Origin of the sequence: Anaerosolibacter sp., from assembly GCF_029240175.1 — a bacterium.
In the GTDB taxonomy this organism is placed as follows: Bacteria; Bacillota; Clostridia; order Peptostreptococcales; family Thermotaleaceae; genus Anaerosolibacter.
Map to the genome: position 1 here is coordinate 17,693 of NZ_JARBTM010000001.1, position 25,433 is coordinate 43,125.

General features: G+C 37.8%; 20 protein-coding genes. 5 read left to right on the forward strand and 15 right to left on the reverse strand.

Annotation, left to right across the window (positions count from 1 at the left end; genetic code table 11):
• Positions 1 to 36: 36 nt before the first annotated feature.
• The 9 genes from K0R93_RS00110 to K0R93_RS00150 all read right to left on the reverse strand — a co-directional run bounded on the left by K0R93_RS00110 (position 37) and on the right by K0R93_RS00150 (position 13,668).
• Complete coding sequence (locus K0R93_RS00110) at positions 37 to 2,271, reverse strand: xanthine dehydrogenase family protein molybdopterin-binding subunit (protein WP_300295696.1); 2,235 nt, start codon at positions 2,269 to 2,271, stop codon at positions 37 to 39.
• Positions 2,261 to 3,154 carry an FAD binding domain-containing protein gene (locus tag K0R93_RS00115; protein ID WP_300295698.1) on the reverse strand — a complete coding sequence of 298 codons (894 nt, stop codon included), beginning with the start codon at positions 3,152 to 3,154 and terminating at the stop codon, positions 2,261 to 2,263. The genes K0R93_RS00110 and K0R93_RS00115 overlap by 11 nt, the downstream gene beginning before the upstream one ends.
• Before the next feature lie 19 nt (positions 3,155 to 3,173).
• Positions 3,174 to 3,632: a (2Fe-2S)-binding protein gene (locus K0R93_RS00120; protein WP_300295701.1), complete on the reverse strand. Its 459-nt coding sequence runs from the start codon at positions 3,630 to 3,632 to the stop codon at positions 3,174 to 3,176.
• Between the two features lie 166 nt (positions 3,633 to 3,798).
• The gene (locus K0R93_RS00125; protein ID WP_300295704.1) at positions 3,799 to 5,391 is read right to left on the reverse strand and encodes a BCCT family transporter; all 1,593 of its coding nucleotides are present in this window, start codon (positions 5,389 to 5,391) and stop codon (positions 3,799 to 3,801) included.
• Between the two features lie 220 nt (positions 5,392 to 5,611).
• Positions 5,612 to 8,671: an AAA family ATPase gene (locus K0R93_RS00130; protein WP_300295707.1), complete on the reverse strand. Its 3,060-nt coding sequence runs from the start codon at positions 8,669 to 8,671 to the stop codon at positions 5,612 to 5,614.
• An 816-nt stretch (positions 8,672 to 9,487) separates the two neighbouring features.
• Positions 9,488 to 9,898 carry a DUF2200 domain-containing protein gene (locus tag K0R93_RS00135; protein WP_330684941.1) on the reverse strand — a complete coding sequence of 137 codons (411 nt, stop codon included), beginning with the start codon at positions 9,896 to 9,898 and terminating at the stop codon, positions 9,488 to 9,490.
• 80 nt (positions 9,899 to 9,978) lie between these two features.
• On the reverse strand, positions 9,979 to 10,515 hold the full coding sequence (locus K0R93_RS00140; RefSeq protein ID WP_300295710.1) for a dihydrofolate reductase family protein: 537 nt from the start codon (positions 10,513 to 10,515) through the stop codon (positions 9,979 to 9,981).
• Between the two features lie 110 nt (positions 10,516 to 10,625).
• Positions 10,626 to 11,651, reverse strand: coding sequence for a branched-chain amino acid aminotransferase (locus tag K0R93_RS00145; protein ID WP_300295713.1), 1,026 nt, complete (start codon positions 11,649 to 11,651; stop codon positions 10,626 to 10,628).
• A gap of 223 nt (positions 11,652 to 11,874) precedes the next feature.
• Complete coding sequence (locus K0R93_RS00150) at positions 11,875 to 13,668, reverse strand: DUF4153 domain-containing protein (protein WP_300295716.1); 1,794 nt, start codon at positions 13,666 to 13,668, stop codon at positions 11,875 to 11,877.
• A 288-nt stretch (positions 13,669 to 13,956) separates the two neighbouring features.
• On the opposite strand from K0R93_RS00150, the gene K0R93_RS00155 reads away from it, so the two are divergent.
• Both K0R93_RS00155 and K0R93_RS00160 read left to right on the forward strand, forming a co-directional pair.
• Positions 13,957 to 14,847 (forward strand): TraX family protein, encoded by an 891-nt coding sequence (locus K0R93_RS00155; RefSeq protein WP_300295719.1) that lies wholly within the window; start codon positions 13,957 to 13,959, stop codon positions 14,845 to 14,847.
• A 299-nt stretch (positions 14,848 to 15,146) separates the two neighbouring features.
• Positions 15,147 to 16,367: an NAD(P)/FAD-dependent oxidoreductase gene (locus K0R93_RS00160; protein WP_300295721.1), complete on the forward strand. Its 1,221-nt coding sequence runs from the start codon at positions 15,147 to 15,149 to the stop codon at positions 16,365 to 16,367.
• 82 nt (positions 16,368 to 16,449) lie between these two features.
• Here K0R93_RS00160 and K0R93_RS00165 read toward each other — a convergent pair whose 3' ends face one another.
• From K0R93_RS00165 to K0R93_RS00185, 5 genes are all read right to left on the reverse strand, one after another.
• Positions 16,450 to 16,704: a YuzF family protein gene (locus K0R93_RS00165; protein WP_300295724.1), complete on the reverse strand. Its 255-nt coding sequence runs from the start codon at positions 16,702 to 16,704 to the stop codon at positions 16,450 to 16,452.
• A 132-nt stretch (positions 16,705 to 16,836) separates the two neighbouring features.
• The gene (locus K0R93_RS00170) at positions 16,837 to 17,691 is read right to left on the reverse strand and encodes an SDR family oxidoreductase (RefSeq protein WP_300295727.1); all 855 of its coding nucleotides are present in this window, start codon (positions 17,689 to 17,691) and stop codon (positions 16,837 to 16,839) included.
• Positions 17,691 to 18,116, reverse strand: a complete 426-nt coding sequence (locus tag K0R93_RS00175; RefSeq protein ID WP_300295730.1) for a MarR family winged helix-turn-helix transcriptional regulator — start codon at positions 18,114 to 18,116, stop codon at positions 17,691 to 17,693. Before K0R93_RS00175 ends, K0R93_RS00170 begins: the two co-directional genes overlap by 1 nt.
• Positions 18,117 to 18,314: 198 nt before the next feature.
• Positions 18,315 to 19,526, reverse strand: coding sequence for an alpha/beta hydrolase-fold protein (locus K0R93_RS00180; RefSeq protein WP_300295733.1), 1,212 nt, complete (start codon positions 19,524 to 19,526; stop codon positions 18,315 to 18,317).
• 100 nt (positions 19,527 to 19,626) lie between these two features.
• A complete protein-coding gene (locus tag K0R93_RS00185; RefSeq protein ID WP_300295736.1) occupies positions 19,627 to 20,862 on the reverse strand; it encodes an outer membrane protein assembly factor BamB family protein in 1,236 nt (411 codons plus the stop codon).
• 474 nt (positions 20,863 to 21,336) lie between these two features.
• On the opposite strand from K0R93_RS00185, the gene K0R93_RS00190 reads away from it, so the two are divergent.
• The 3 genes from K0R93_RS00190 (at position 21,337) to sstT (ending at position 24,333) form a co-directional block, all read left to right on the forward strand.
• Positions 21,337 to 22,308, forward strand: coding sequence for a helix-turn-helix transcriptional regulator (locus K0R93_RS00190; protein WP_300295739.1), 972 nt, complete (start codon positions 21,337 to 21,339; stop codon positions 22,306 to 22,308).
• Between the two features lie 73 nt (positions 22,309 to 22,381).
• Positions 22,382 to 22,831 carry a GyrI-like domain-containing protein gene (locus K0R93_RS00195; RefSeq protein WP_300295742.1) on the forward strand — a complete coding sequence of 150 codons (450 nt, stop codon included), beginning with the start codon at positions 22,382 to 22,384 and terminating at the stop codon, positions 22,829 to 22,831.
• A gap of 272 nt (positions 22,832 to 23,103) precedes the next feature.
• Positions 23,104 to 24,333, forward strand: coding sequence for a serine/threonine transporter SstT (gene sstT, locus K0R93_RS00200; RefSeq protein ID WP_300295746.1), 1,230 nt, complete (start codon positions 23,104 to 23,106; stop codon positions 24,331 to 24,333).
• A gap of 47 nt (positions 24,334 to 24,380) precedes the next feature.
• Here sstT and K0R93_RS00205 read toward each other — a convergent pair whose 3' ends face one another.
• Complete coding sequence (locus tag K0R93_RS00205) at positions 24,381 to 25,433, reverse strand: ABC transporter substrate-binding protein (protein WP_300295749.1); 1,053 nt, start codon at positions 25,431 to 25,433, stop codon at positions 24,381 to 24,383.

The following is a 25,433-nucleotide window of genomic DNA, read 5'->3' on the forward strand; positions in this document are numbered from 1 at the left end:
TAGACAAATCATCAACAAACCATTTAGTATAACAATTTACTTTTCGTGCAATGCTTTAATAATTTTTTCAGGTGTAACTGGCAAAGATGTAATATTTATATCCAAAGCAGCGTTAATGGCATTTACAATAGCTGGTGCAATGGCACATGTACTAATTTCACCTATACTCTTCGCTCCAAAGGGACCATGTTCTTCCCCTTCCTCTATAAGCAATACCTTAACATCAGGCATACTAGGCGCATTGATTACATGGTATTTGCTAAACTTATCTCCACTTATCTTTCCGTTACGATCCACTTTGATTTCTTCTGAAAGAGCAAATCCAATGCCCATTTGTATAGCCCCTTGCACCTGTCCCTCCACAAATCCAGGATTTATAGCCTTTCCTATATCATGGACAGCCAATACATCTAATACTTTTACAAGTCCTGTTAAAGTATCTACCTCTACCTCAACAAAATTTGCAGCATATACGCCAGGATTAGCTGGCGAAGTATACGTATAAGACACACTGATATCATCCTGGAACTTAGATTGAATGTCTGTTATCATTTTTCCATAGGAATACTTAACAGTCTCACTTGTAGAGGACCATACTTCCCCAGCCTCCATAACAACCTCCTCTGGAGAGCATTGAAGTATTTTGGAAGCACAACCAATAAACTTTTCTTTTACTTGCTCTGCCACCTTCATGGCACAGGAACCACAAACAAAGGTAACTCTACTGGCTTGTGTACCTGCTACATCAAAGGGACTTACTAAAGTATCCCCTTCTGGCGCCAGTATCTTATCTATTTCAACGTCAAGAACCTCGGCTACAATCTGCTTCATGGTCATTACGGTTCCACACCCTAAGTCATGGATACCAGAGTTCAGAAACACCCCGCCATCCTCTGTCATTCTCAAAGACATGGTAATAAAATCCTGATACCCCCCATGATATCCGTTACCATGGGTAGCACATGCCATGCCGACACCCCTGACGATACGGCCTGAGGTTTTGGGTCTTAACCGTTTTTGCTTCCAGTCAAAAACCTTCATTCCTTCTGTCACACAATCGATGGCTCTTGCATTTCCTAAATCGGGTCCATTTATAGGATCTTTGTCAAAGGGGTGAACCAAATTTCTCAATCTTAGCTCAGCTGGGTCCATCCCCAGTCTTCTCGCCACATTGTCCATATTTATTTCTGATAGGACATGAATCTGAGGAGAACCGTAACCTCTACAGGCTCCACCGATTGGCGTATTCGTATACACCACATCTCCAACAAACCGCTGATCCTTTATTTTATATAAGCGAAATGCCTTCTTCGCCATGGCCATGGTTACAGCATCCCCATTTGTATAGTAGGCACCAGTATCTACCAGCATATGGATATCTCTACCAAGTATCGTTCCATCTTCACTCACTGCAGTTTTAATGGTTCCACGGGTAGCAGTTCTCGTTCTTGTACCAATGATACTCTCTGTACGATCCATTTGAAGCTTAACCGGCGCATTCATCGCCTTAGCTAAAAAGGCACACACAGGTTCTAAAACCGGTTGGCCTTTTCCTCCAAAGGAGCCTCCCATACTGGCTTTGATAGCTCTAACCTTGTTTAATGGCATACCCAATACTTCTGCCACTATCAGCCTTACTTGAAAAACTACTTGGCAAGGGGTCCATACAGTAACATCTCCATGGATACCCGGTGAAGCTACACATACATGGGTTTCCATGGCAGCATGATGAATTTTAGGTGTTTCAACACTGTCCTCTATAATGATTGAAGCCTTAGAAAAAACATCATGCACACTGCCACTTTCTATCTTCTTTTGGCCTATATAATAATCCTCTAAGTTTATGGCTTCCTCAGGGTCAACCACAACAGAAAGTTCTTCATATCCAATTTCAATTAGGTTAACTGCCCTCTCAGCAGTAAATCTATCCTTGGCTACAACTGCAGCAATTCTATCTCCCACAAACTTCACATGGTCTGTAAATAGTCGCTCATCCTTCGTTATCTCCATACCTACAAACCATTTATGGGAATTATAGAGGGTATTCGGAGAATTTTCATGGGTAAAAATTTTCACTACACCTTCTAGCGCCTCTGCCTTCGATACATCAATCTTTTTTATTCTTCCATGGGCCACGGAACTTAGCAAAAGTTTTCCATGAAGCATTCCAGGCAGCTGCATGTCAGCGGCATATTTCAACTTACCTGATACCTTCTCTTTTACATCATGGATTGGAATAGATTTGCCAACATATTTAAGATCATTTTTCATTGTTACACCTCCAGGCTGGACTTCCAAACAAGTTGCTAAATGCGTCCTCAGATAAAGCTTTAACAGCCTCTCTTTTATATGGCCTAGAACTTCTTCCTGCTATGGAAATGTCAATCTGCGTTATTAGTGCCTTTTCAAATTCCGTTTGTAGTGAATCTGTTATATACTTTCCTACAAGCTCTATCTCTACCAAGTCAGATCGAAAAGCCTTTGGTCCAAGTGATCCCAATACCACTCTAGCGTCTTCAATAACACCGGTTTCATGATTATTTTTTACTACCACAGCCATATTCAGTTTCGCAATCGTTACTCTTTCTCTGCTTCCAACCTTTCCAAAGAAAGATTTATATCCATGACCTAAAACTGGTGCGATAACTTCAGTAATGACTTCATCCTTATGGAGGCTATTTTTCCCTGATCCTATAACGACCTCATCTATATCCTTAAGAAAAAACTCTCCTTTAGCATTCATCATCTTAACTTTGACTCCCATGGCTATAAGCGCTGGAATTGCATCTGCCCCCGCAAATGCATTGGCAATATTCCCTCCAATAGTTGCAGCGTTTCTTATTTGAGTTGAACCAATTTGTTCAGCAGCTTGAACCAAGCACGGAGCATTCTTTATTAATATTTCACTATGAATCATTTCAGTGAATGTAGTATTCGCACCAATGCAGATCGTTTGCTCTATTTGTCGTATATAATTTAATTCCTGGATACCTTTTAAATCAATAATTGTGCCGGAATATATTTTCTTTTCACGCAGCTTAATAATTAAATCAGTTCCTCCACTAATTAGATAGGTTTTCTCATCTGCATTGTCTAAATTCAATGCTAATTCGTTTAAGGATGCTGGCATTTTAAAATTCATTTCATTCATCATAGTCTAACCCTCTCATCATCTATTGGTTTTGAATAGCTTCTTTGACAGCCCGAACTATTTTGATATACCCTGTACACCTGCAAAGATTTCCTTCTATCGCAATTTTTATTTCTTCGTCTGTTGGATTTGGATTGTTCATAAGTAGCGCTTTACAGGACATGAGCATTCCAGGTGTACAATAACCACATTGAACTGCTCCATTGTTAATGAATGCCTCCTGTAATCGGTCCATCTCCCCATCCTGCTCCAGGGCTTCCACAGTAATGATCTTCTTTCCTCTTGCCTGATGGGCAAGGACCATACAGGAATTTATAGCCAAGCCATCCATAATGATTGTACAGGCCCCACATTCACCTTCTCCACATCCTTCTTTTGCACCCGTCAACCCTAAATTTTCCCTTAGTACATCCAGCAATCTCATTCTTGGATTCACGTCCAGCTTATATTCTATGTCATTTACGTTTATGATTAATTCCATCTTCCGACTCCCTTTCTTTAAACGTTTACCCCTCATATTTATTCTTCATATTTATCGTATACTATTTAAGTCAATAAAAAGTCAAGAAAGAACAAAGAACCTCTCATCTAATGCCTATGATATTTAAAGTCCATCTAAAATAGATGGACTTTAAACTCATATATATCTATTCAGCTTCTGACAATACTTCTTCATCGATGATTGCTGTTTCAGGACAATTCACCACATCATACTTCTCTTGTTTAATGATCATGTACATAGACGTAAAGGCCATAACCACCATAAGGAATAAAATTGGGAAACCTGCCACTGTAGAAATCTGTTTGGTCGCATCTATACCACTGATCTTACCCCCTGCAGCCAATAAGTTTATGATTGCTAAGGATGACATCACCACTCCCCAGAATATCTTAACCTTTCCTGGGGGCTCAACCTCGGCAGAATTAAAGGCTGTGGTTGAAAGGGAGGATATAGTGGAAGTCATGGAATCTGCTAGTGTAACGATGGAAACATATATGGCTATTATGTATATAACACTTGTAAGCCCTGATAATGGAAAATTTTTAAGGAATGAGAACACAGCTACTTCATTTCCACTTGCCTGCATTGCTTCAAATATACCTGCACCATTCATTTGAAGATTTACCGCTGCTCCTCCAAATACGGAGAACCATATTAATCCAAATGTAGCCGGAAGGACTAGATTCACCATCATAAACTGTTTGATTGTACGCCCCTTTGAGATTCTAGCGAAGAACATACCTGACAGCGGTGCATAAGCCAACCAAATTGCCCAGTAGTAAATAGGCCACCATCTTGGCCATGGCGAACCATCAATTGGACTCAAGTAATGGGTTCTCTCAAAGAAGTTTTGAATAAAATGTCCTGTTGATTGTGTTCCAAAGTTTAGAATGAATCTTGTAGGGCCAAATATGAAAACAAACACTAACATTACCATAAATAACTTGGCGTTATTGTCTGATAACCATCGGATACCTCTTTGTAGGCCTGTATAGCTTGAAATGATATAGGTTGCCACGATAACACCTACAATACCAATCCATAAAGCTTTACCAGTTTGAATTCCAGTTAGTATATTCAAGCCACTTCCAATTTGCATTGTTCCTACACCAAGAATAGCTGCAACACCCCCTGCAATAGCAAATAAACAAATATTATCAACTACTGCACCAACTGTACCTTTGATTCTCTTACCAAACAAAGGATATAACATAGAGCTAACCTGAAATGGAAGCTTTGCATTATAAACAGCAAAGGCAATACCAATACCAGCTATGGCATACATAGCATATGGAATATAAGTCCAGTGAATTAATGTTTGTGTCATAGAAAACATTGCTGCTGCTTCACTTCCAGGCGTAAGGCCTAGAAAATCAGGTGGTGCATACATATGGGTTAACGGTTCAACAACACCCCAGAATAAAATTCCTGTTCCTATGCCTGCACATAGGGAAATTGCAAACCAATTCCAATAGGAAAGCTCCGGCTTTGCATCCTTGCCTCCTAATTTGATATCTCCATATTTAGAAAACATTAGGTAAATACACATAAACAAAAAGATATTCCCTGAGATTTGGAACAACCATCCAAAGTTAACAAATGCAAATTCGGCAATCTTGTTTTCTGCATTAAAAAAGGCTTCCGGAGCAACCAAACCCGTGACAATGGCAAGTATGAAAATAATAGACATTGGTATAAATATGGACATCCTCAAGTTTGCTTTGTTGATTTTAGACATTTTTTAACCCCCCCTGTTTTTTTATGTGAATCGTAGAGTACTCAGAAAATTCTTAGTAAATGTTTTTTAACACATATGATTGCATGTTGGATTTTGAATTTTCAAAATATTCTACAGTTCTGTTATTATTGTAACAATAAATCGTCAATAAAAAGTCAGTGGATTTCTAGATTTTTCAAACAAATTTATATAAAAATTAACGCCTGATTTATATCAGACGTTAGTTTTTATCTGTTTTTCTTAATTCTTTTAATCGTTCTACTTCATAGCATCCTTGTAGATCTTTAAACATATTCATTGCTTCATTGCAGTATTCCTTTATATCCCTCTCCAAATATCCTTCGAAGATCCTATTTAATCTAGGTATCTTATCCATTAAGGCTCTTATCTCCGCCTTTGCCTTCAAGACCAGCCCTAACTCGTAGGGACTTTTAAGTTTTTTTGCATCTGTTTCTGCATCAACAAGCTGTTTTAAGGCACTCTCATATTTCTTTTCCTCGATGAAAAGGAGAGCTGTATAAGCCTTTGCAGTAGACCGCCCCCAAAGAAAATCCAGCTGAGAATAATAACCTAGGGACTTTGTCAGAAAAAATCTTGCGCCCTCGTAATCTCCCTTATCAAAAGCAGCTTGTCCAGCATTTGTATAAAAAATGGTTACTCCCCGAAGAACACTACTCTCTTCACATATGGTTATCGCCTTGCTATAATACTCAATAGCTTCATCAAATTTACACTGATGACGTTTACTTTCACCAATGAAGTTATAGCAAGCTGCAATATTCAAAACATAATAGTTGTGATCATTTAACATCTTGAAAACAAAGATAGCTTGCTCAAGTAGAGATTCAGCCTCAGCATATTTTGCCTCCATAATCTTTAGATAGCCTTTGAGTCTCAGGAGAATGGCCATCTCTCCTTTTTCTCCACTAATTTCCGTTATCTCCAATGCCTTAGATAAATATTCTCCCATCTCCCCAGTATTTTGCGTGTTTATACAATAGTATATCAACTGTCTATAACCCTTTAGTACATAACCCCAATTATTGGTCTCCACAGCCTTTGGAATAATCTCCCTAATGATATCTAAACCCTTCCCATACTCTCCCTGGGTTATATGAAATCTTCCTATCATCAGAAGGTATAATAACTCCAGCTCATCAATAGTGTCCTGTCCTTCCTCTACTTCTTCTTTCACCTCTTGTAATAGGATATTCAGCTCCTTTAATTGTCTTAGGGCTTCTTCCGGTTTTAGATAAAGATATTGACTCTGCTTAAGACCTGTACTGCTTAACACAGGAAATATCTCATGGCTAAAATGAAGACACTCTTCAAGGTTCTTGATGCTATACTTTAGGGCAGCTAATTTATTGCCCCCATTCACAAAATGATAAATAAGCTTTGAATATAGCTCTCTATCAGATTTCTTATTCTTAAGACTTCCTTCTAAAATCGCTGCAGCCCTATTGTGAAGAATTCTCCTGCGAGAGTGGGAAAGTTCATTGTAAATATATTCCCTTAGTTTTTGGTGAGTAAAAACAAAGCCTACTTCATTGCCAAGGACTACCTCTTTGATCAGACGCTTATTTCGAAGCTCATCCATGATGTCCATAAGCTCCAATTCATTCTTGCCACTTAATTCATACAGGCTTTGATAATATACTTTATCAAAATAGATTGAAGCGATATTTAGGATTTTTTGCCCTTCTTCTGACACATTTAATATTCTATTCTTCAAAATATCCTTCATTTTAGGTGTAATTGTATCCATGTGAAGGTTGTGCTTAATATTATTCAAATACTCAACAAGAAAAAATGTATTTCCTTCTGTTTCGTTATAAATGATTTCCTTTTGCTCCTCTGGAATGCTTTGAGATAACAGGGCCTCAGCAAACTCATACACTTCACTTCGGTTAAATCGGCCAACCTCAAGTTTTCTTAGTAAGCCATAACATAACATATCGCTTAAGAAACGTTCCACCTTATGGGCATATGCATCTCTGCAAGTGGCCATTATTATAATTGACTCATTCTGTGTTTCCTGGAGAATAGTTCTGAGCAAGGATAAGCTTATGTCATCCGCCCATTGAAGGTCTTCAATATGTATGATGATTTTGGCTCGCTCTGCCACCTTTTTTAATATACTCACAATGGTCTTTTCTGCCACTTGAAACTTCAGTATGTCTATTTTTTCTACTGGATTTATATCAGCTGCCTTGGAATGTATATCAACCATAGGAAAGATATATCCTACGATATTCCTCCACAGCAAAGGGATCTCTATACTATATTCATTTATGTATTTAGATAAACTCTGAAAGATTCCGTTCCAGGGCTTTAACAAATATCTCTCTTCTGCTTCATAGCAGTACCCTGTAAAAATGGGGAGTTTATCATTGCTTCTCATGATAAACTGCTCCATAAGTTTTGTTTTGCCTATCCCGGCTTCTCCGAGGATAATAATACTCGTCCCATGTTTGCCTTCTATAAACCTTTTATAGTTTTGGCTTAGTATATTCAGCTCTTTGCCTCTGCCATAAAAAAATTCATCGGCTTCATACTCTTTTATATTTTCTCGGAGGTTTTTTTCTTTAAGTAATGCATCAAAGGCTTCTTCCGTTTTAGCATCTGGCGGAATAGATAATTCTCTATTTAACACCTCTAGCAACCTATTATATGTCTCTATTCCTTTGTTGAAGAATCCTTGCATCCCATATATCTTCATTAAGCTTCTATAGGCTTCCTCATCCAATTCATCCGCTTTTATCAACAACTTACAGTAAGATTCTGCCTCTGTTAGCTTATTGGATGAGAAGTACTTCTTTATCGCCCTATGGAGCTTTTGAATATATAGATCTCTATAGCTTTCCCTGCTTTGAAACATCCACTGCTCAAAATTCTCAGCATCTTTCACTAACAAACCGTGCAAGAACTCTCCTTGGTACACATCTATACTACCGATCTCATCATTATTAAAAAACTGTTCTATATCTGTTTCCCATGATATTTCTTCATTTAAAACGACAATTGATCTTTGGGGAGATTGTACGATTTCTTCTTCAAAAACCCTGCGTAACATATATATGGCATTTCTTAAATTCTTTTTCGCTACGTTCTCATCCAGTTCTGCCCATAACAGATTTACCAATTCATCCCGGGTAGCCTGTTTTCGTACCATCAGATAGTAGAATAAGGCCTCCGCCTTTTTAAATGGAAAGGTAACCAAATGACCATTGCATATCGTTTTCGGTGTTCCCAAAAGCAACACTTTTATTCTAATCATATAGTCCTCCCCATTTTTTCTCAAAACTTCAATTTATTTGTCTCTTATGATTCCTTCGTCCATTACTTTTGTAGTAAAAAGCTTATGTACTATTCTGATTTATCTATATTTTACCATAAATTCAAACCACTATTAAACTATAATTATCTTTGAAGTGTCATGCTTCACCGTCCATTTAATCTAGTTGTGATAACCCACGAAATGACTTGTGATTAGAAGCATACCCTATAGAAAAACCGCAGTTAGAGCGATACGATTCACCGTAACATCTTAGACCTCATACCCAATAATATTTATTCTTTTAAGATTAATTGTTAAATTAACCACTTGGTACATTAATATTGTATCAAGCTTGCTATCAGCTCCATAACTGCTAAATATTATTGTTGATTTTCTTTCAAAATTCAAGGAGGTGCAAATGCACCTCCTGTATAGTCATAAAAGATAAATGATGCGACATAATCGTAGGGAGCGGCCCCTGTGCCGTTCCGTTATGTTATTTCTCCGCGATAAACGGAAGGCCACAGGGGGCCTTCCCTACATAATGATTGCATAATCTTTTGTAGAGTCGGACGATCCTGTCATACCGATGGTGCTGTGTCGCATCTTCCTACAAGTTAAGCTGTTACTTCATCTGTGCAAAAAGTATTCATAATATGCACCTTGAAATAGAAAATTATTTCTCCTAAAACTCCTATACAAAGAAATAAAAAATAACTTGACTCATTTGCCTGAAGTTTCAAGATTATTGCCGATACAAAAAACACCGATTCGATATTATTTACGTATATGGAATCCGTGCTTCTCTGTTTTTAATTAATATTTCCGAAAAATCTTATCCATCGCTTTTCCCTTTGCTAACTCATCGATCAACTTATCCAAATAGCGAATTTTCCTCATAGTTGGTTCTTCGATATCTTCCACTCGGACACCGCAGACCACACCTTTTATTAAAGCCCGCGAAGGATTCAGCTGGGGAGCCTCAGCAATGAAGTTCTCAAAGTCTGTCTGTTTTTCCAGTTGTTCTTCTAACTCTTCCTGGCTATATCCTGTCAACCAACGGATAACTTCATCAACTTCTGTTTTGGTACGCCCTTTGTTCTCCGCCTTCGTAACTAAAAGGGGGTAGACTCTTGCGAAACTCATTGTGAGATACGATGTTTTGTCATAATACATCCTCGCATACGTAATTTCCTTTATTGTATCACTAAAAATAGTCGGGTTCAAACGAAAGCTCCCTATACTTTTTATTACTCATACGCACAGCTTTTAATCCTTAATTTGCTATAAGAATACTGCCTATAGCGTTATTCCTGTCTTACATATTTTAATTGCACCAATCCTGAATTAAAAACCTTACTCTCCACTAATTTAAGCCTGCTCTCTGTATCCGTTTCTTTAAATAACCGTATGCCTTTGCCCAGTAAGATCGGGATGATTGAAATCACATATTCATCAATCAAATCTTTCTCCCTAAATGCACTTACTACCTCCGAACCTCCATCAATAAAAATGCCCTTGCCTTTTTGTGCCTTAAGCTTAGTTATTAAATCCTCTATATTGCCACTGAAAAATTGGACATTTTCGTCGGCTCCCTCCAATGTTTTTGAAAGTACATAGCACATCCTTCCTTTATGCGGAAATTCGATTCCAAAGCTTAATACCTTTTCATACGTTTTTCTTCCCATGAAAACAGTATCCACATTCTTAATAAAGGCATCATATCCGTAATCTTCATTATCATGCTCTACCATGGATAACCAACTGATATCATTATTTTCTCTTGCAATATATCCATCAAGACTTTGAGCTATATATAAAACAACCTTTCTCTGATTCTCCATTCGATTTACTCCTCCACTTGTCTATGCTTACTGGTTTAAAAACCGCCGTTACTTATGCTACATTTCTCTGTATCACAAGTAACGGCGGTTTTTATCTTGTAATAGCTTACTTATTTCACTTCCACGATCCAGCCTTCAGGGGCTTTCACATCTCCAAACTGAATTCCACAGAGGGTATCATAGAGTTTCCTAGTGACTGGCCCTACTTCCTTTTCACTATGGAATACATGTAGTTTATCATGATATTCTATACCACCGATAGGCGTAATAACTGCTGCAGTTCCACAAGCTCCGGCTTCTGCAAATTCATCCAGCTTATCGATCAGCACATCTCTTTCTTCAACTTCCATGCCCAAATATTCCTTTGCCACATGCATCAAAGAATACTTTGTGATACTTGGGAGAATAGACTCAGATTTTGGTGTAACAAACTTATTGTCTTTGGTAATTCCAAAGAAGTTTGCAGCACCAACCTCTTCTATTTTGCTGTGCGTCAGTGGATCAAGATAAATACAGTCTGCAAAGCCTCTCTTTACTGCCACTTCATGGGGCATCAGACTTGCGGCATAGTTACCCCCTACCTTGGCGGCACCTGTTCCGTAGGGTGCTGCTCTGTCATATTCGGAAATCATAAAATTAACAGGAGTCATACCACCTTTAAAATAAGGTCCTACAGGAATGCAGAATACACCAAATATGTATTCAGGCGCAGGCTTTACACCGATATTGTCCCCAACGCCAATCACGAAAGGTCGAAGGTAGAGTGTAGCACCTATACCGTAAGGTGGTACATAGTGCTCGTTAGCCTTTACAACCTGTACACAGGCATCAATGAATTTTTCTTCGGATACTTCAGGCATCAGGAGTCGTCTACAGCTGTCTTTCATACGCTTTGCGTTCTGATCCGGTCTAAACAGTTGTATCTTCCCATCCTTTGTTCTGTATGCCTTCAAGCCCTCGAAGCACTGCTGACCGTAATGAAGGGCAGCTGAACCTTCGCTTATGGTTAAAGTATTCTCCTCGGTCAACTTCCCATCATCCCAGCTTCCAGCCTTCCATACAGAGATATAACGGTAATCGGTTTTTATGTAGCTAAAACCTAGTTTACCCCAATCGATATCCACAGCTTTTGTCATATACATCTCTCCCTCTTTACAATTTATGCTTTAAGAAAATTGTATCACTGCTATTGTACGGTTTCAATGCTGTAAATCCATGTAGCACAATATTTACAAGATTATTATGTGCCTTTAACCGTTAAAGTACAGTAGAAAACAGAAAATATAAAAGGGTCTGCCTTTACTGCATATTAAGATGCATATGGCTCAGACCCTTTTATTTAACTACAATATCAGTTCTTTACTTCGGTGTTGCGAATAAAACATAGAACCCATAATCCATACCTGACTCTGTACCACTTCCAGAAGTATAGCTGATATTTTGGAAAATTATTTTTAACTTATACCCATTTTCTATCACATCAAAGCTCATCTCATTTGGCGATAACGCTTCCTTCGTCACGGTAGTCTCCCCAACGAGTCCCTCAGCAAATTCATTGAGACCGGTTCCAACAAGTTCTACACCTGATGAATCCAAGATCGAAACACGGACTTCATCATTAGAGATTCTATCTACTTTCAATCCATAAGTCTTACCCTCAAATTCAAAACCACGATTAACCATTTCTTTTTCATTCATATATCTTCCTATGAAGGCATTGAGCAGAACATCATATCCCGAAACTGGCAAAGGCTGCTGCCCATCCAGTGACACATAGATATATCGTTGATTTCCACCTGTATAGGCAGGATATGTCGGTTCAAATCCAAAGGTTGGCTTCATATCATGATAGATTTCAAAATCCTCTGGCAGCCAATCAATATATTTCAACGAACTGCTTCTTTCTAGGTAATATAAAATGTTCGTCGTCTCAACTTTCGTATACTCTGAAGCATCCTCTTTTTTGATTACTTTACCTTCAATAAGCATCCCTTCCTTTTCAAGGATAGATTCGATTCTGTTAATTTGACTGTGGCGGGAGACTGTAAAGGCATCTACAGGGGGAATGATTGAGATGATGGCGAAAGCAGCAGCAAGCAAAGCAATTCTTCCATTTTTGGAAACTGAGTTGAAGCTCAAAAGCACACCAGCAATGATAGAAAAGACACCAAATATTGCCACATAGTATCTTGACTCGGTCACCCCATAGCTATTTAAACGAATACCTACAGAAATTAACTGCATGATAACAACAGGAATCAAAATTTTAGGAAATACTTTACGATAAAATAAAGCAAACCGATTTTCCAGTAAGCTTGATAAAATAAAAATCAGAAGACCCGCAATGGAGTAAACCAAGACCATTGGTCCAACCTGCCCAGACGGCCACGTCCTCGTGAAAACGATTTTTAGAAAATACGCGATCAATACCAGCGTATAGGCGCTGATCAAAGGAATTGCGATCTTTGAGACCAGAATATCAAGAAACTTCGGATAACTGCTGGCATGTTCCATCATACTTTGGTCTGCTTCAGATTTCCCATTGAATCTAGGAAGCAGTGATAAATAATAGACAGGCGCAAACAGCACCCATATGACCGTCATGGCGTAAGCATACGTATCCTGATCCACGTTAAAAAGCAAAATATCAACAGTTCCAATGATGGCTGCAATTCCTGCTGAGAGAACACCTGAATAGAGCAAAGAAGTAAATACAGATTTAAAGTGAACCAGAGAAACCAAGTTAAAGTTAACTTCCGACTCATAGGGTGGAACCCATAGCACCATGCAAATTAGGGCGAAGACTGCAACCAAACTTCTCACTGTGATCTCTGCACTTATTTCCGGTGCTGGCAATAAAATTAAAAAGTAACCCACAAGGAGTAATAATGCTACCCCATAAACCAGCACTCTTTTACCAGAAAACTTCTGAAATCGTTCAACTGCGAATTGTACAGCCATACCTAAAACTGCGCCTACCACAAACGTAAAGATAAGCTTTTGAAGCATCAGGGGCAGTGTACCATTAATCGCGATCAACCTAAAAATAATTGAAGCCGCAGCCAATAAGCTGACTATCGTCATTGGAAAACGAAATCCTGCTATAGAAATTCCCTTTATACTATTCGTTAAAACTTCCTTCAAACGTCCCATTACATTTCACCTCTCTTGTATGATTTGGTTATAACTTTCACTACATCATTCTCGAATCCTTTCCATCATATCTACCTTATACCCTACAGCAGTTGTCTTTATAACTTTATCTTTTCAAAAAAACGCCTCTCTAAAACTATACTTATACATATATAGACGATTCAACTTTAAAAAAGTTTCATGTTTTTGTTTGATATTGTTTTGATATTGCTATTCTAAATAGTGTAAAATGAAAACAATATAAATGGCATAATTATTTGCAATCACTATAAATCATGGGGGGAAATGATGGTGGAGACATTGGACGTTCAAGAAAAGGTACTGGAAAAAAGTGCATATCGAGATGACATGCTAAAGCTGCTGGCATTGGTAACAATGCTTGTTGATCATATTGGGTATATGTTTTTTCCAAATGAGATGTTTTTTAGGATCATAGGAAGATTGGCATTTCCCATCTTTGCCTATCATATTGCCTTGGGCTATTCCCGAACATCGAATCCCAAAAAATATGTCTTAAGACTTTTTTTCTTTGCCCTAATAACACAATTGCCTTATTCTTTTTTTAATCCCAGTCTTAAATTTAATCCTATTCATTTGAATATACTATTTACATTTCTAATGGCCATCGGATTGCTCTATGTCTATGATATGGGCATCTTGAAGATTAGAAATTTTATAAAGGACAAGAATTATGTACACCTTTTATGGGGTATGATGCTATTGGTTCTGGCCGTTATAATCATCATTCTTCCCGAAGTAATAAGCTTTATGGTAAAAGGTTTTTATCTGGAGTATGGTTTGCTGGCACTGGTCTTAGTTTTGTTGTTTCACGTCTTTCAGGAAAAGACGGTAACTGCCGCCATAGGCATTGTACTATTATATCTACTCCATGGATATTACAGGGTTGCCCTATTCAACTCCGCATATTCATCAGCACTATTTTGGCGTAACCTTTTCAATTTCAAATTTGTATGGAACAAGCTTGACTTTCAGAATGGATTATCACAACTGCAAAGATACTATTTGAACGGGTTGGGCATTTTTGCATTAATTCCGATTTTTGGGTCAGCCCATATAGATTCAAGAACAATTACGCTTAATAAATATGTGGGTTATATCTTTTATCCTGCCCACATGACACTTCTAATAATAATTGCAGTTCTACTGAAGTCTTATTAATTCATATTTTTTTCTGCTCGTCCATATATAAGAGTAGAAGAACCACTTCATACAATCTTGGCCTTCTACTTTCTTTGCCTCTTCGTTTTCACTACCGCTGCTGCCATAAGTAACTGCCTTTTTCCGAAGCAAGAATAAACTGAACTGCTAGCCTATTTTTGACTCAGTTTGCTTTTCTCAATTTCTTATTATAATATAATCTCACCCTCATTAAGACCCGGATGAAGAATACAATTCCTTTACTGGTTCATACTATTATTGGACTATGGTTTTCAAAAGATAAGGAGGCTTATATTACAATGAATTTGCAATCAGGAAAGCTTTATTGGCGTACGACCATAAATAATCCTCGTATCTATGCTCCCCTTGAAGGCAACATTGAATGCGATGTGCTAATTATTGGGGGCGGCAGTTCAGGCGCCCAATGTGCCTATTACTTATGGGACAAGGGTTTGGATGTCGTTTTGATTGATAAACACAAAGTAGGTCATGGGAGTACTTCTTCAAATACTGCCCTTATACAGTATTCAGGAGACAAGATGTTTTATCAGCTGATTAATAGCTTCGGTGAGAATACTGCCGCTGACCATTTAAAGCTATGCGCAACAGCCATAGATGAAATCGAAAGCGTATGTAAATCATTAGATATAAGCCCCGATTTTACTCGTCGAGACAGCCTCTATTATGCAAGCTACCAAGAGGATGTGGTCACATTACAAAAAGAATACGATTATTTAAAGAAGCATGGGTTTGATGTAGATTTCTTAACATCAAAAGAAATAGGACAGCTTTACCCCTTTACAAAACCAGCTGCCATATATTCTAGAAATGATGGAGAACTGAATCCATATAAATTTACCGTAGGACTTATTGAAAAAGCACATACCAAAGGAATTCGTGTTTTTGAAGAAACCCAGGTCCATGGAAAAAGAATTGAAAAAGATTATACATTGTTCCATACAAAAAACAATAGTACCATTAAAGCCCGCCATGTAGTCATCGCTGCTGGTTATGAATGTCAAGAATTCAAGCAGGACAAAAACGTAACCTTTGTTAGCTCCTATGCTGTAGTAACGAACCCAGTGGACGACTTTTCATCCTGGTACAAAAGGACCTTAATTTGGGAAACGGCTCGTCCATATGTTTATATGCGTACTACGGCTGATCATCGTATCATCATAGGTGGATTGGATGAAAACACCACAAACCCTGAAAAACGTGATAGCATGTTGCCCCATAAAAAGCAGCAGCTAATCCAGGAGTTCAACAAACTATTTCCTAACATTCATGTGCAGCCTGAGTTTTATTTGGGTGCCTTTTATGGTGGTACCCATGATGGCATGCCTACTTTAGGAATCTATGATGACTTCCCTAACTGGTACTTCTTAATGGGGTATGGGGATAATGGTATGGTTTACAGCATGATACTGGCGAAGATTATCGCCGATCAGATCACCACAGAGTCTAACGCCGATTTGAATATTTATCTACAAAATCGACCTCTGCTTACTTATAAATAATTATAGTAGGGAACGGTGTCTATCTTTAGCATATAGAACATCGGACCCTACTTTAATTATTAAAAGATCATGCTCAATCACACTAATCTGGCATTATATAAACAATTTGCTGTAAGCGAACGTAGAATACCGTATCTTTATCATAAGTCTTCACAACAATATGATCAGGCTTTACATCTGCTAATACCCCCTGAAGGTTTCCTCTGACGGTCTCAATAACCACTGATCGTCCTATGATCATTCTAAGTGTTTCTATAACATAAGGGTCCACTAGTGTGGCATAATGTATTGGCTGCATATTTTGCATTATCGCTCTTTGATATAACGGGTAATTCATTCTCCCAACCCCCTACTACTCAATTTACTGCACTACCATCATATTTAATAAATCTATAGAAAGTTACAGAAAAAGATGGTCCCATAGACCATCTCTAGTCAGTATTAATTTGTTTCTCCGTACCCTTATTCTTTAAACAAAGTATTTTAAGTTATCTCTTGCAAATTCCTCTAAGGTTCTGGGTTTTCTGCCTGTTAACTCAAAAAATCCGTTTGTCACTTCTTTGGCGGTGCCCATCCGTGTCATAAAATACAATGCCACGGTTACATTAACGTATCCCTTATCAAGCCCTCTTTTCTTGATGTAATAGCGCCTGTATCTCAAGTACCCAGGCTTAGCATAGGTAATCTTTCTTCCTGTCACACGGCTTAGTGTTTCTGCTACTTGATAATAATCTAGGGCCTCAGGTCCTGTAATTGTATGGGCAGTATTTTTATACTTTTCAGGACTGTGAAGCAAAACAGCAGTTGCAAGGCCAATATCAGCGGCATCAATAAAGCTCGTCTTGCTTTTTCCTGCAGGAACAAAAATCTCATTTTTTTCTTTGATTTCAACAGCGTGAACACCCGATAGATTCTGCATGAAAAAGCCTGGACGTACATGGGCATAAGGAATCCCAGCATTTTCAATATATTTCTCAATCTTATGATGGGGAGGTATTGTATTGTTCTCCACTCCCATTAAAGAAAGAAATGAAATCAATTTAATGTTATTGGCCTTCATTGCATCAATAAAAGGATACAAGTCCTCTGGCTTTCCAAGATGTGGAGGTCTCATAAGAAATACCCTATCTACATTTTCAAGGACTTTATCAAATGTATTTTTATCTGTAAAATCAAAGTATACTGGTTCTACTTGATTTTGAAACATTCGACCTAATTTTTGAATATCTGTACCTGCAGCAGCTACTTCCTCTCCCATCTTCACTAATTCATTTACAACATGACTCCCAACATTGCCCGATGCGCCCGTCACCAATACCTTCATCATTCCCTCTCCTCACTTAATACGCGATTTGCCTTTCCAATCAGTTGAATGAATAGTTCAAATTCGTGATATCCCATTTTTTCTTCCAGAAGTTCCATGGTCCTAAAATATTCACTATAGGTGGATTCAACCAATTCATGTCCTTTTTGGGTAACTGATAGAGAATAACTTCTCTTGTCTGTTTGAGATAGGGTTTTGCTCAGATAATTGTTTTTAAGCAGCGCGTTAACCATATCCGTTACAGAAGGCTTTGATATCCCGAAGAAGTTACTGATCATCAACGGGGTGACGGGTACGTCGCTTTTTTCAACATAAATCAAAACACCCATTTCACTGGAGCGAATAGGTATCTCCTTTTTTATATTCATTTGAAGACGACAAAATCTTGACACTGCATCAGCGCTAGCTATTATGCTCTCTCTCATGTGGCACCTCCAGTTAGTTAGTTTAACTAACTATATTTTACCCAATAAATACTGCAATGTCAAACTACGCTTTATACAAATATCCCCTCAATGAGTTTGCCGAAATTTCAAGCTATATATAAATAGAAGGTATATATTTCCAATACATACCTTCTATTTTACTAACTACATATTAATAATTTTCATACAAAACAGTTATTACTTATATATTTCAATCTGGGAGGTACGGCTTAGGCCTGTGGAGGTTTTGTAGGTTATATTTACCTTTCCTGGTTGCTTTGCAATGATTGTTCCAAAACCATCTATTTCAGCAATGCCCTCATCATCAATCCAATAACTTCCTGTAAAATCAGTTATTGTCATTCCGTTATCATAAGTAACCATAGGATTCATATGGCGATATACCCCATTTGCTTGGCTTGAGATACTCACCTTATCGTTGGTAGTTAACTGAACATCCACGGGATTTCCTGTTCTTCCATAAAAATATATGAGTATATCATCCACCCGCTGTGACCAAGACCCTTCTGAATGCTTTCCCTCTGGAAATTCAAGGATTGCGATTTCTTCCACAGGCTTATACCCCTGCTTATGGAACGCCATTATTGCCCTCCTCATTACATCCATAAATTCATTTTCTCTAGCACCCATATCCATCCAAATCATTAAGTCCCTTTTGTCTTTGTACGCCCCTTCCCTTATTTCCTCCAGCAACTTTTCTTCTCCCCATCCTAAGTATGGAGACTGAAGGGCTATTTTAGAAAAAACATCTGGATGCCTCAACCCAATATTTAAACTAACAAATCCCCCTAGGGATGCGCCCATAATAGCAGTATTTTCTCTCCCCTGCTTAATCCTAAAATTCTTTTCTACAAAGGGCTTCACATCATTTATTAAAAAGTCCTCATATAAAGCCCCCTTTGCTTCAATAAATCGTCCTCTATCAATTCCGTCCCAATGGGCAAATTCGCTATCCCTTTCATTTCCCATATTACTGATCCCTACAACGATGATTTCTTCAATACTGCCTTTATTGATCAATTCGTCAGCTATCTTATCCATATTTAGGGATTCTTTTGACCAATCAGATAAGTAAAATACACCTTTTCCATCCTGAACGTATAACACGGGATACTTTTTAGATGTATCTTCATAGTAGCTTGGAGGAAGATATACATATATATCCCTAGTGTTGTTTAGCTTACTGGCACGGAAGTTTTCTACTGTTATAAGTCTTGGCTTTTCTTGAACAAACCGCTTGTCAACTGCCCCGTTTTTAAAATCACTTACATTTATACTAAAGCTCTCTGTAGCTGTATGTTCATTAGTCTTCATTGGTAGAAATCGAACAAGTATCATTGCAAATATCAGCAATGATACGACCTTCAATAGTTCTTTACTACTCTTCATAACAGACGGCTCCCCCTATCTATCTCTCAACCAGAATATTTAAGGATTTTTTGTTCTTCATTTGTTCCAATAATTTATATACCTTACCTAGGTTATATGGTTAGTCTGACAAAGCATATAGATGCCCATCATAACTTCCTACATAAACGATTCCATCTCTTACCGCTGCGGAAGACCCGATAGGTCCCTCAGCAGTAAATTTCCACTTCATTTCGCCAGTATGTATATCCAGTGCATAAAGATTTTTATCCCAACACCCTATATACAACAAATCACCTGCAATCACAGGAGATGGAAAAAACCTTTGCTGATTATGTATCCAACTTCCTATATACAGATTACCAGCTGAATCCCTGATCGTTCGATCTCTATTCTGAAACTTCCACTTTATATTGCCATCTAGATCTACAGCACACACCCTTGGATTATGCCACCCAATGGTTCCATGGAATAATATACCCTCCTTATAAGCGATGGTTGAATATATAGGCTGATCGGCAAAATACTTTGCCCACCTTTCTTTACCCGTTCTGCTATCCAGCGCATATATGGTATGATCGATGCCCCCAAAGTACACGATATCATCATAAATCATAGGAGATGATTGTATTTCCCAGACAGGGCTATTCGGATGGGGTGGTATTTGGTACTTCCATTCCAAATTCCCAGCTTTAGCATCTACACAATACATGTGTCCATCAAAACTCCCAAAATAAACCTTTCCCTTATATAGGGCTGGAGAGCTTCTCACACTAGCTTCAGTTTTAAACTTCCATTTTAATGCTCCTGTTTTTATATCCAATGCATACATATGCCCATCATAACTGCCAAAGAAAACCGTATCATTTTCTGCAGCAGGAGATGCACCAATGACAACGTCATTTAATTGGTTTTTGGTTATACGCTTACCTGAAGCAGCATGCCACATTTTCTTACCTGTCTCTTTATTCAATGCATACATATTCCCATCTTCGCTGGAAAAAAAGAGCATTTTCCCATAAATGCAAGGAGTTGAGCGTATATCACCATTTGTCTTAAAGCTCCAGAATTCCTTTCCCGTTTCAATATTTAGCGCATATAATCTATCATCATCACTTCCAATGTACACCTTATCTTCATCAACAATAGGTGCTGAATTTATCGATCCTCCTGTTTTATATTTCCACTTTAGCTTCTGAAAGTTCTTTACACCTTCAGTTTCATAGACTCCGGTATGCTGATTGTTACCTTGATACATTGCCACAGATACTATAGTTTTATCAGCATATATCCTTACATATAACCCAAATCCTAAAGCAGCTACAATAAGCAGAGCAGGCATTACGTATTTTTTCATAATCTCACACCCTTTACCATTATTGATATGTTACTGCTGTCATAAAATGATTTCTAATTCCCATTTTTACTTTAAAAGTTATTCCATCGTATGGTCTTTTGAATTTCTTCTATTACCGCCAACGTAGTCTTTATTTCAGCTTCATATAAGTATGCAGTCTCCCTTTTTACACTACTATATATATATAGTAGTATTATCGTGTAGCTATGTCAATAATTTTAGTGTTTGTTCACTCCAAAACAATCCTAAACATACTGTTCGCACAGTGGCCATTCCTCGATTTGATGCTCATTCCATGTCCTATTCTTAGATAAGTGAATGATTGTTCCTGTAATTTCACATAAAGTGATGTAAAAAATCATTCAATTCCTTATAATGGTTATAAGAAGTATCCAAATCTTATAAAGCTATGTTTGTATTTAGCATTGTTTTTTTAATAAAGCATCAAAAAAGATAGGGTAGGAGTGTGATCGAATGCGACTTCACAGGCTTTTAGGAATTATAATGATGATTGATTCGAGGGGCATAATGAAAGCACGGGATTTAGCTAAAATACTTGAAGCCTCGGAAAGAACCATCTATAGAGATATTGATATACTGTGTGAAGCGGGGATTCCTATTCTGTCAATTTCAGGCCCTAACGGAGGCTTTTCTTTTATGGAGGGCTACAAAATAAATGCAAATGTATTGGAAAGCAGCGATGCTGTTCATCTGTTGCTTTCAAGTATGGGGATCAGACCAGAAGAGAACACTGAAATGGCACAAAAACTCAAAAATGCCGTTATTAAGCTTGAAAACAGCGTATCACAGGAACATAAAGAAGAAATCATTAAGGCCAAAGAAAAGTTTTTTATTGATGCAGACCCTTGGTGGGGCAAAAGAATACAGCTTAAGAATATTGATATCATTAAAGACGCTGTCCTTCAAATGAAGAAATTAAAAGTGTGTTATAAAAAATATGATGGGGAAACATCAGAACGGATTATCAGGCCCTATGGTGCCGTGGTAAAAAATTCGGAGTGGTATGTGGCTGCTTTTTGTGAACTCAAAGATGAAATCAGAGTTTTTAAATGCAGCAGAATTGAAAATGTTGAAGTACTAGATGAAAGCTTCAACATGACTGAAAACTTCAACCTAGAAGAATTCTGGAAAAATAGTAAGCATCAATTTGTGAGACATGCCTCTCTTAAGACGGAGCAGGCTGCATATGCCGTAAAGATTAAGTTTTATCAAGAAAAGAAAAAAATCCTTGAAGGCTTTGAGGTACGTTCGTCCAGCCATGAGAATAATTATTGGATTTATGTTATCGATATGATAAGTTTTCAAACAGCCTGCAATGCACTATTTCCCTTAAGTGATAGGATAGAGATTTTAGAGCCTATAGAACTTAGAGACCATATTATCGAAAAATGCAATAAAATCTTAAAAATGTATAAAGTCTTTTAAATTCCTGACATACTGTTGGCAACAATAGGTTGATATAATTACAATACCAAATAAATGAAGGGAGCGAATGATTATGGAAGGTAAGATCGTAAACATTGAAGGATTCAAGGCTGTGGGTATCACTTATTTCGGGGATAATACGAACGGAGAAATACCTCGTCTTTGGGAGGTATTTAATAAAAGCTTCATGAACATCAAGCACAAAAGTAACCCTATGCTGTTTTATGGTATATGTGATGGTGAAGTAGATTCTGATTGTAGGTTTCACTACACAGCCTGTGCAAAAGTCGACAGCTTTGAATCTGTTCCAGAAAACATGGAGACAAAGGTTGTCCAAGGGGGTAAATACATCGTATATACTTATGGAGGCGCTATACAGGACTTGGGTGGATTTTACGAGAATATATTTACCCATTGGCTTCCAACTTCAGGGCATGAAATGGATTTTAGGCCACAACTAGAATTATACGATGGGAGATTTATGGTCAATGGGGAATTTGACATATATATTCCCATCAAATAGACGATAGTTATTTGATCATATAGTTATTATTAAAGATTCACCTAAATTATGTAAGGTGAATCTTTTTTTATTTAAATACACATAATTTTACATTATTTACATAACTTAATTAACATAATTTAATTTTTCTGCTTTTCATGGGTTAGAATTTATGGTAAACTAGTCCTTGGCGCATAGTTTACTAGGACAAGCTGTCTAATACTAGGACATCTAAAGGTACTGTGCCCAGTCGCACTATTATCTATATTTTATCTATAGGAGGGAAAAAGACTATGAAAAATCTATTGAACAAGTGGAATCAATTAAGTCTGGTAAAACGAATCTTTGTAGGTTTGATTATCGGTATCATTTTAGCTGTAACGATTCCAGAAACTGCAGGCCCAGTAGTAATCTTAGGTTCTTTATTTGTAGGTGCTTTGAAAGCGATTGCCCCGATGTTGGTTTTCTTCTTGGTTATGTCAGCCATCTCCCAGCATAAGAGTGGTCAGCAAACAAATATGAAATCCATCGTCGTGCTATATCTTTTAGGCACATTCCTAGCTGGATTTGTGGCGGTTATTGCAAGCTTTATGTTCCCTGTTAGCTTAACTCTTGTAGCTGGTGTTGAGAGTGTAACAGCACCTGGGGGTGTAACGGAAGTTCTTAAAGCATTATTATTAAACCTTGTTGATAACCCAGTAAAAGCATTATTTAATGCCAACTATATTGGTATATTATCATGGGCAGTACTTCTTGGATTGGCATTAAAAAATGCTCCTGATACAACAAAAACAATGATTTCTAACTTTTCAGATGCAATTTCTCAAATGGTTAGATGGGTTATAAACTTTGCACCATTAGGAATCATGGGTCTTGTATTTGACTCTATTGCTACAAGCGGACTTGAGTCTTTACTAAGCTATGGACAATTACTTGCAGTTCTTATCGGTGTTATGATCTTCGTAGCTCTTGTAGTTAACCCAATTATTGCATTCGTAATGATTCGTCAAAATCCATACCGTCTTGTATTTAAGTGTATCCGGGAAAGTGGTATCACAGCATTCTTTACTCGTAGCTCAGCTGCGAACATTCCTGTAAATATGAGCTTATGTGAAAGATTAGGTTTGGACAAAGACACGTATTCAGTATCTATTCCATTAGGCGCAACAGTTAATATGGCTGGTGCAGCGGTTACTATTTCTGTATTAACCCTTGCAGCGGTTCACACTCTTGGCATTCAAGTGGACATACCTACTGCAATCATCCTAAGTGTATTGTCTGCTGTTAGTGCTTGCGGTGCTTCTGGTGTAGCTGGTGGTTCATTATTATTGATTCCTCTAGCATGCAGCTTGTTCGGAATCCCGAATGAGATGGCTATGCAGGTAGTTGGTGTTGGATTTATCGTAGGTGTTTTACAAGACTCCTTCGAAACAGCACTTAACTCATCAACAGACGTTCTATTTACTGCCGTAGCTGAATTTGCAGAATGGCGTAAAGAAGGAAAACAAATCGTTATTAAATAATTTAAAAAAGGAAGAACAAATGCATATACATTTGTTCTTCCTTTTTACTATTTTGCCTTTATTTCCGTCCATACACGATCATATTCTGTAGTAAATTCACCAAGATCAATAAAAACCTCACCCTTTTCCATGATATCTCCCTTTGGATAGGCCAATTCATCTTCAATCACGTCTTCAGAAAGCAACGCTTTTGCTGCTTCATTCGGTGTAGCATACATAACATACTCTGCACATTTTGCTGCCACCTCAGGCCGCAGCATATAGTCGATAAACAACTCCGCTTCCCTTTTATGCTGACTGGTTGTGGGAATTGCCATGGCATCAAACCAAAGGTTTGTTCCTTCTTTAGGAATTACATACGCCAAGTCAGGATTTTCTTCAACCAACAGCATGGCATCACCAGACCATGTCAAGGCCATGGCAGCTTCCCCTGCGATCATCATATCCTTATAGGCATCCACTTCATAGGCCTTTACCAAAGGCTTCTGGTTCATCAATTCCACTTTTGCTCTTTCCAACTCTTCAAGACTCCGTGTATTTAAAGAATACCCCAACCTCTTTAGAGCAATCCCGATAGTATCTCTCGAGCTGTCTAACATCAGGATATCTCCCTTGTATTTTTCATCCCAAAGGATATTCCAACTATCCACTTGTCCCTCAACCTTTTTCGTATTGTAGATAATACCCATGGTTCCCCAAAAATAAGGTACTGAATATTTGTTGTCAGGATCATAGGGCAGATTCTTAAACTGTTCTCCAATGTTCTTCATATTGGGCAGATTGTTCATATCTAACGCTAAAAGCAACCCTTGTTTGATCATGGCTTCTACCATATATTCAGAAGGAAAAATCACATCATACTCTGTTCCTCCTGCTTGAATCTTTGCCAGCATTTCTTCATTATTGGCATAGTTCTCATAATTCACCTTGATTCCATACTCTTCTTCAAAGTCCTCTAACACTTGTGGATCAATGTAGTCTCCCCAATTATATACATTTAGCTTGTTATAATAGCCCTGTTCGTTGGTTTCTCCTTTTCCACATGCTGCAAGAGATAAAATCAATAGGCCAATCATCAAAATGGATATTATTTTTTTCAT

Bases quoted from the DNA above. Each gene is read 5' to 3' on its own strand.
- K0R93_RS00110 (WP_300295696.1), bottom strand. From the start codon at position 2,271: ATGAAAAATGATCTTAAATATGTTGGCAAATCTATTCCAATCCATGAT.
- K0R93_RS00115 (WP_300295698.1), bottom strand. From the start codon at position 3,154: ATGATGAATGAAATGAATTTTAAAATGCCAGCATCCTTAAACGAATTA.
- K0R93_RS00120 (WP_300295701.1), bottom strand. From the start codon at position 3,632: ATGGAATTAATCATAAACGTAAATGACATAGAATATAAGCTGGACGTG.
- K0R93_RS00125 (WP_300295704.1), bottom strand. From the start codon at position 5,391: ATGTCTAAAATCAACAAAGCAAACTTGAGGATGTCCATATTTATACCA.
- K0R93_RS00130 (WP_300295707.1), bottom strand. From the start codon at position 8,671: ATGATTAGAATAAAAGTGTTGCTTTTGGGAACACCGAAAACGATATGC.
- K0R93_RS00140 (WP_300295710.1), bottom strand. From the start codon at position 10,515: ATGGAGAATCAGAGAAAGGTTGTTTTATATATAGCTCAAAGTCTTGAT.
- K0R93_RS00145 (WP_300295713.1), bottom strand. From the start codon at position 11,651: ATGACAAAAGCTGTGGATATCGATTGGGGTAAACTAGGTTTTAGCTAC.
- K0R93_RS00150 (WP_300295716.1), bottom strand. From the start codon at position 13,668: ATGGGACGTTTGAAGGAAGTTTTAACGAATAGTATAAAGGGAATTTCT.
- K0R93_RS00155 (WP_300295719.1), top strand. From the start codon at position 13,957: ATGGTGGAGACATTGGACGTTCAAGAAAAGGTACTGGAAAAAAGTGCA.
- K0R93_RS00160 (WP_300295721.1), top strand. From the start codon at position 15,147: ATGAATTTGCAATCAGGAAAGCTTTATTGGCGTACGACCATAAATAAT.
- K0R93_RS00165 (WP_300295724.1), bottom strand. From the start codon at position 16,704: ATGAATTACCCGTTATATCAAAGAGCGATAATGCAAAATATGCAGCCA.
- K0R93_RS00170 (WP_300295727.1), bottom strand. From the start codon at position 17,691: ATGAAGGTATTGGTGACGGGCGCATCGGGCAATGTTGGGAGTCATGTT.
- K0R93_RS00175 (WP_300295730.1), bottom strand. From the start codon at position 18,116: ATGAGAGAGAGCATAATAGCTAGCGCTGATGCAGTGTCAAGATTTTGT.
- K0R93_RS00180 (WP_300295733.1), bottom strand. From the start codon at position 19,526: ATGAAGAGTAGTAAAGAACTATTGAAGGTCGTATCATTGCTGATATTT.
- K0R93_RS00185 (WP_300295736.1), bottom strand. From the start codon at position 20,862: ATGAAAAAATACGTAATGCCTGCTCTGCTTATTGTAGCTGCTTTAGGA.
- K0R93_RS00190 (WP_300295739.1), top strand. From the start codon at position 21,337: ATGCGACTTCACAGGCTTTTAGGAATTATAATGATGATTGATTCGAGG.
- K0R93_RS00195 (WP_300295742.1), top strand. From the start codon at position 22,382: ATGGAAGGTAAGATCGTAAACATTGAAGGATTCAAGGCTGTGGGTATC.
- sstT (WP_300295746.1), top strand. From the start codon at position 23,104: ATGAAAAATCTATTGAACAAGTGGAATCAATTAAGTCTGGTAAAACGA.
- K0R93_RS00205 (WP_300295749.1), bottom strand. From the start codon at position 25,433: ATGAAAAAAATAATATCCATTTTGATGATTGGCCTATTGATTTTATCT.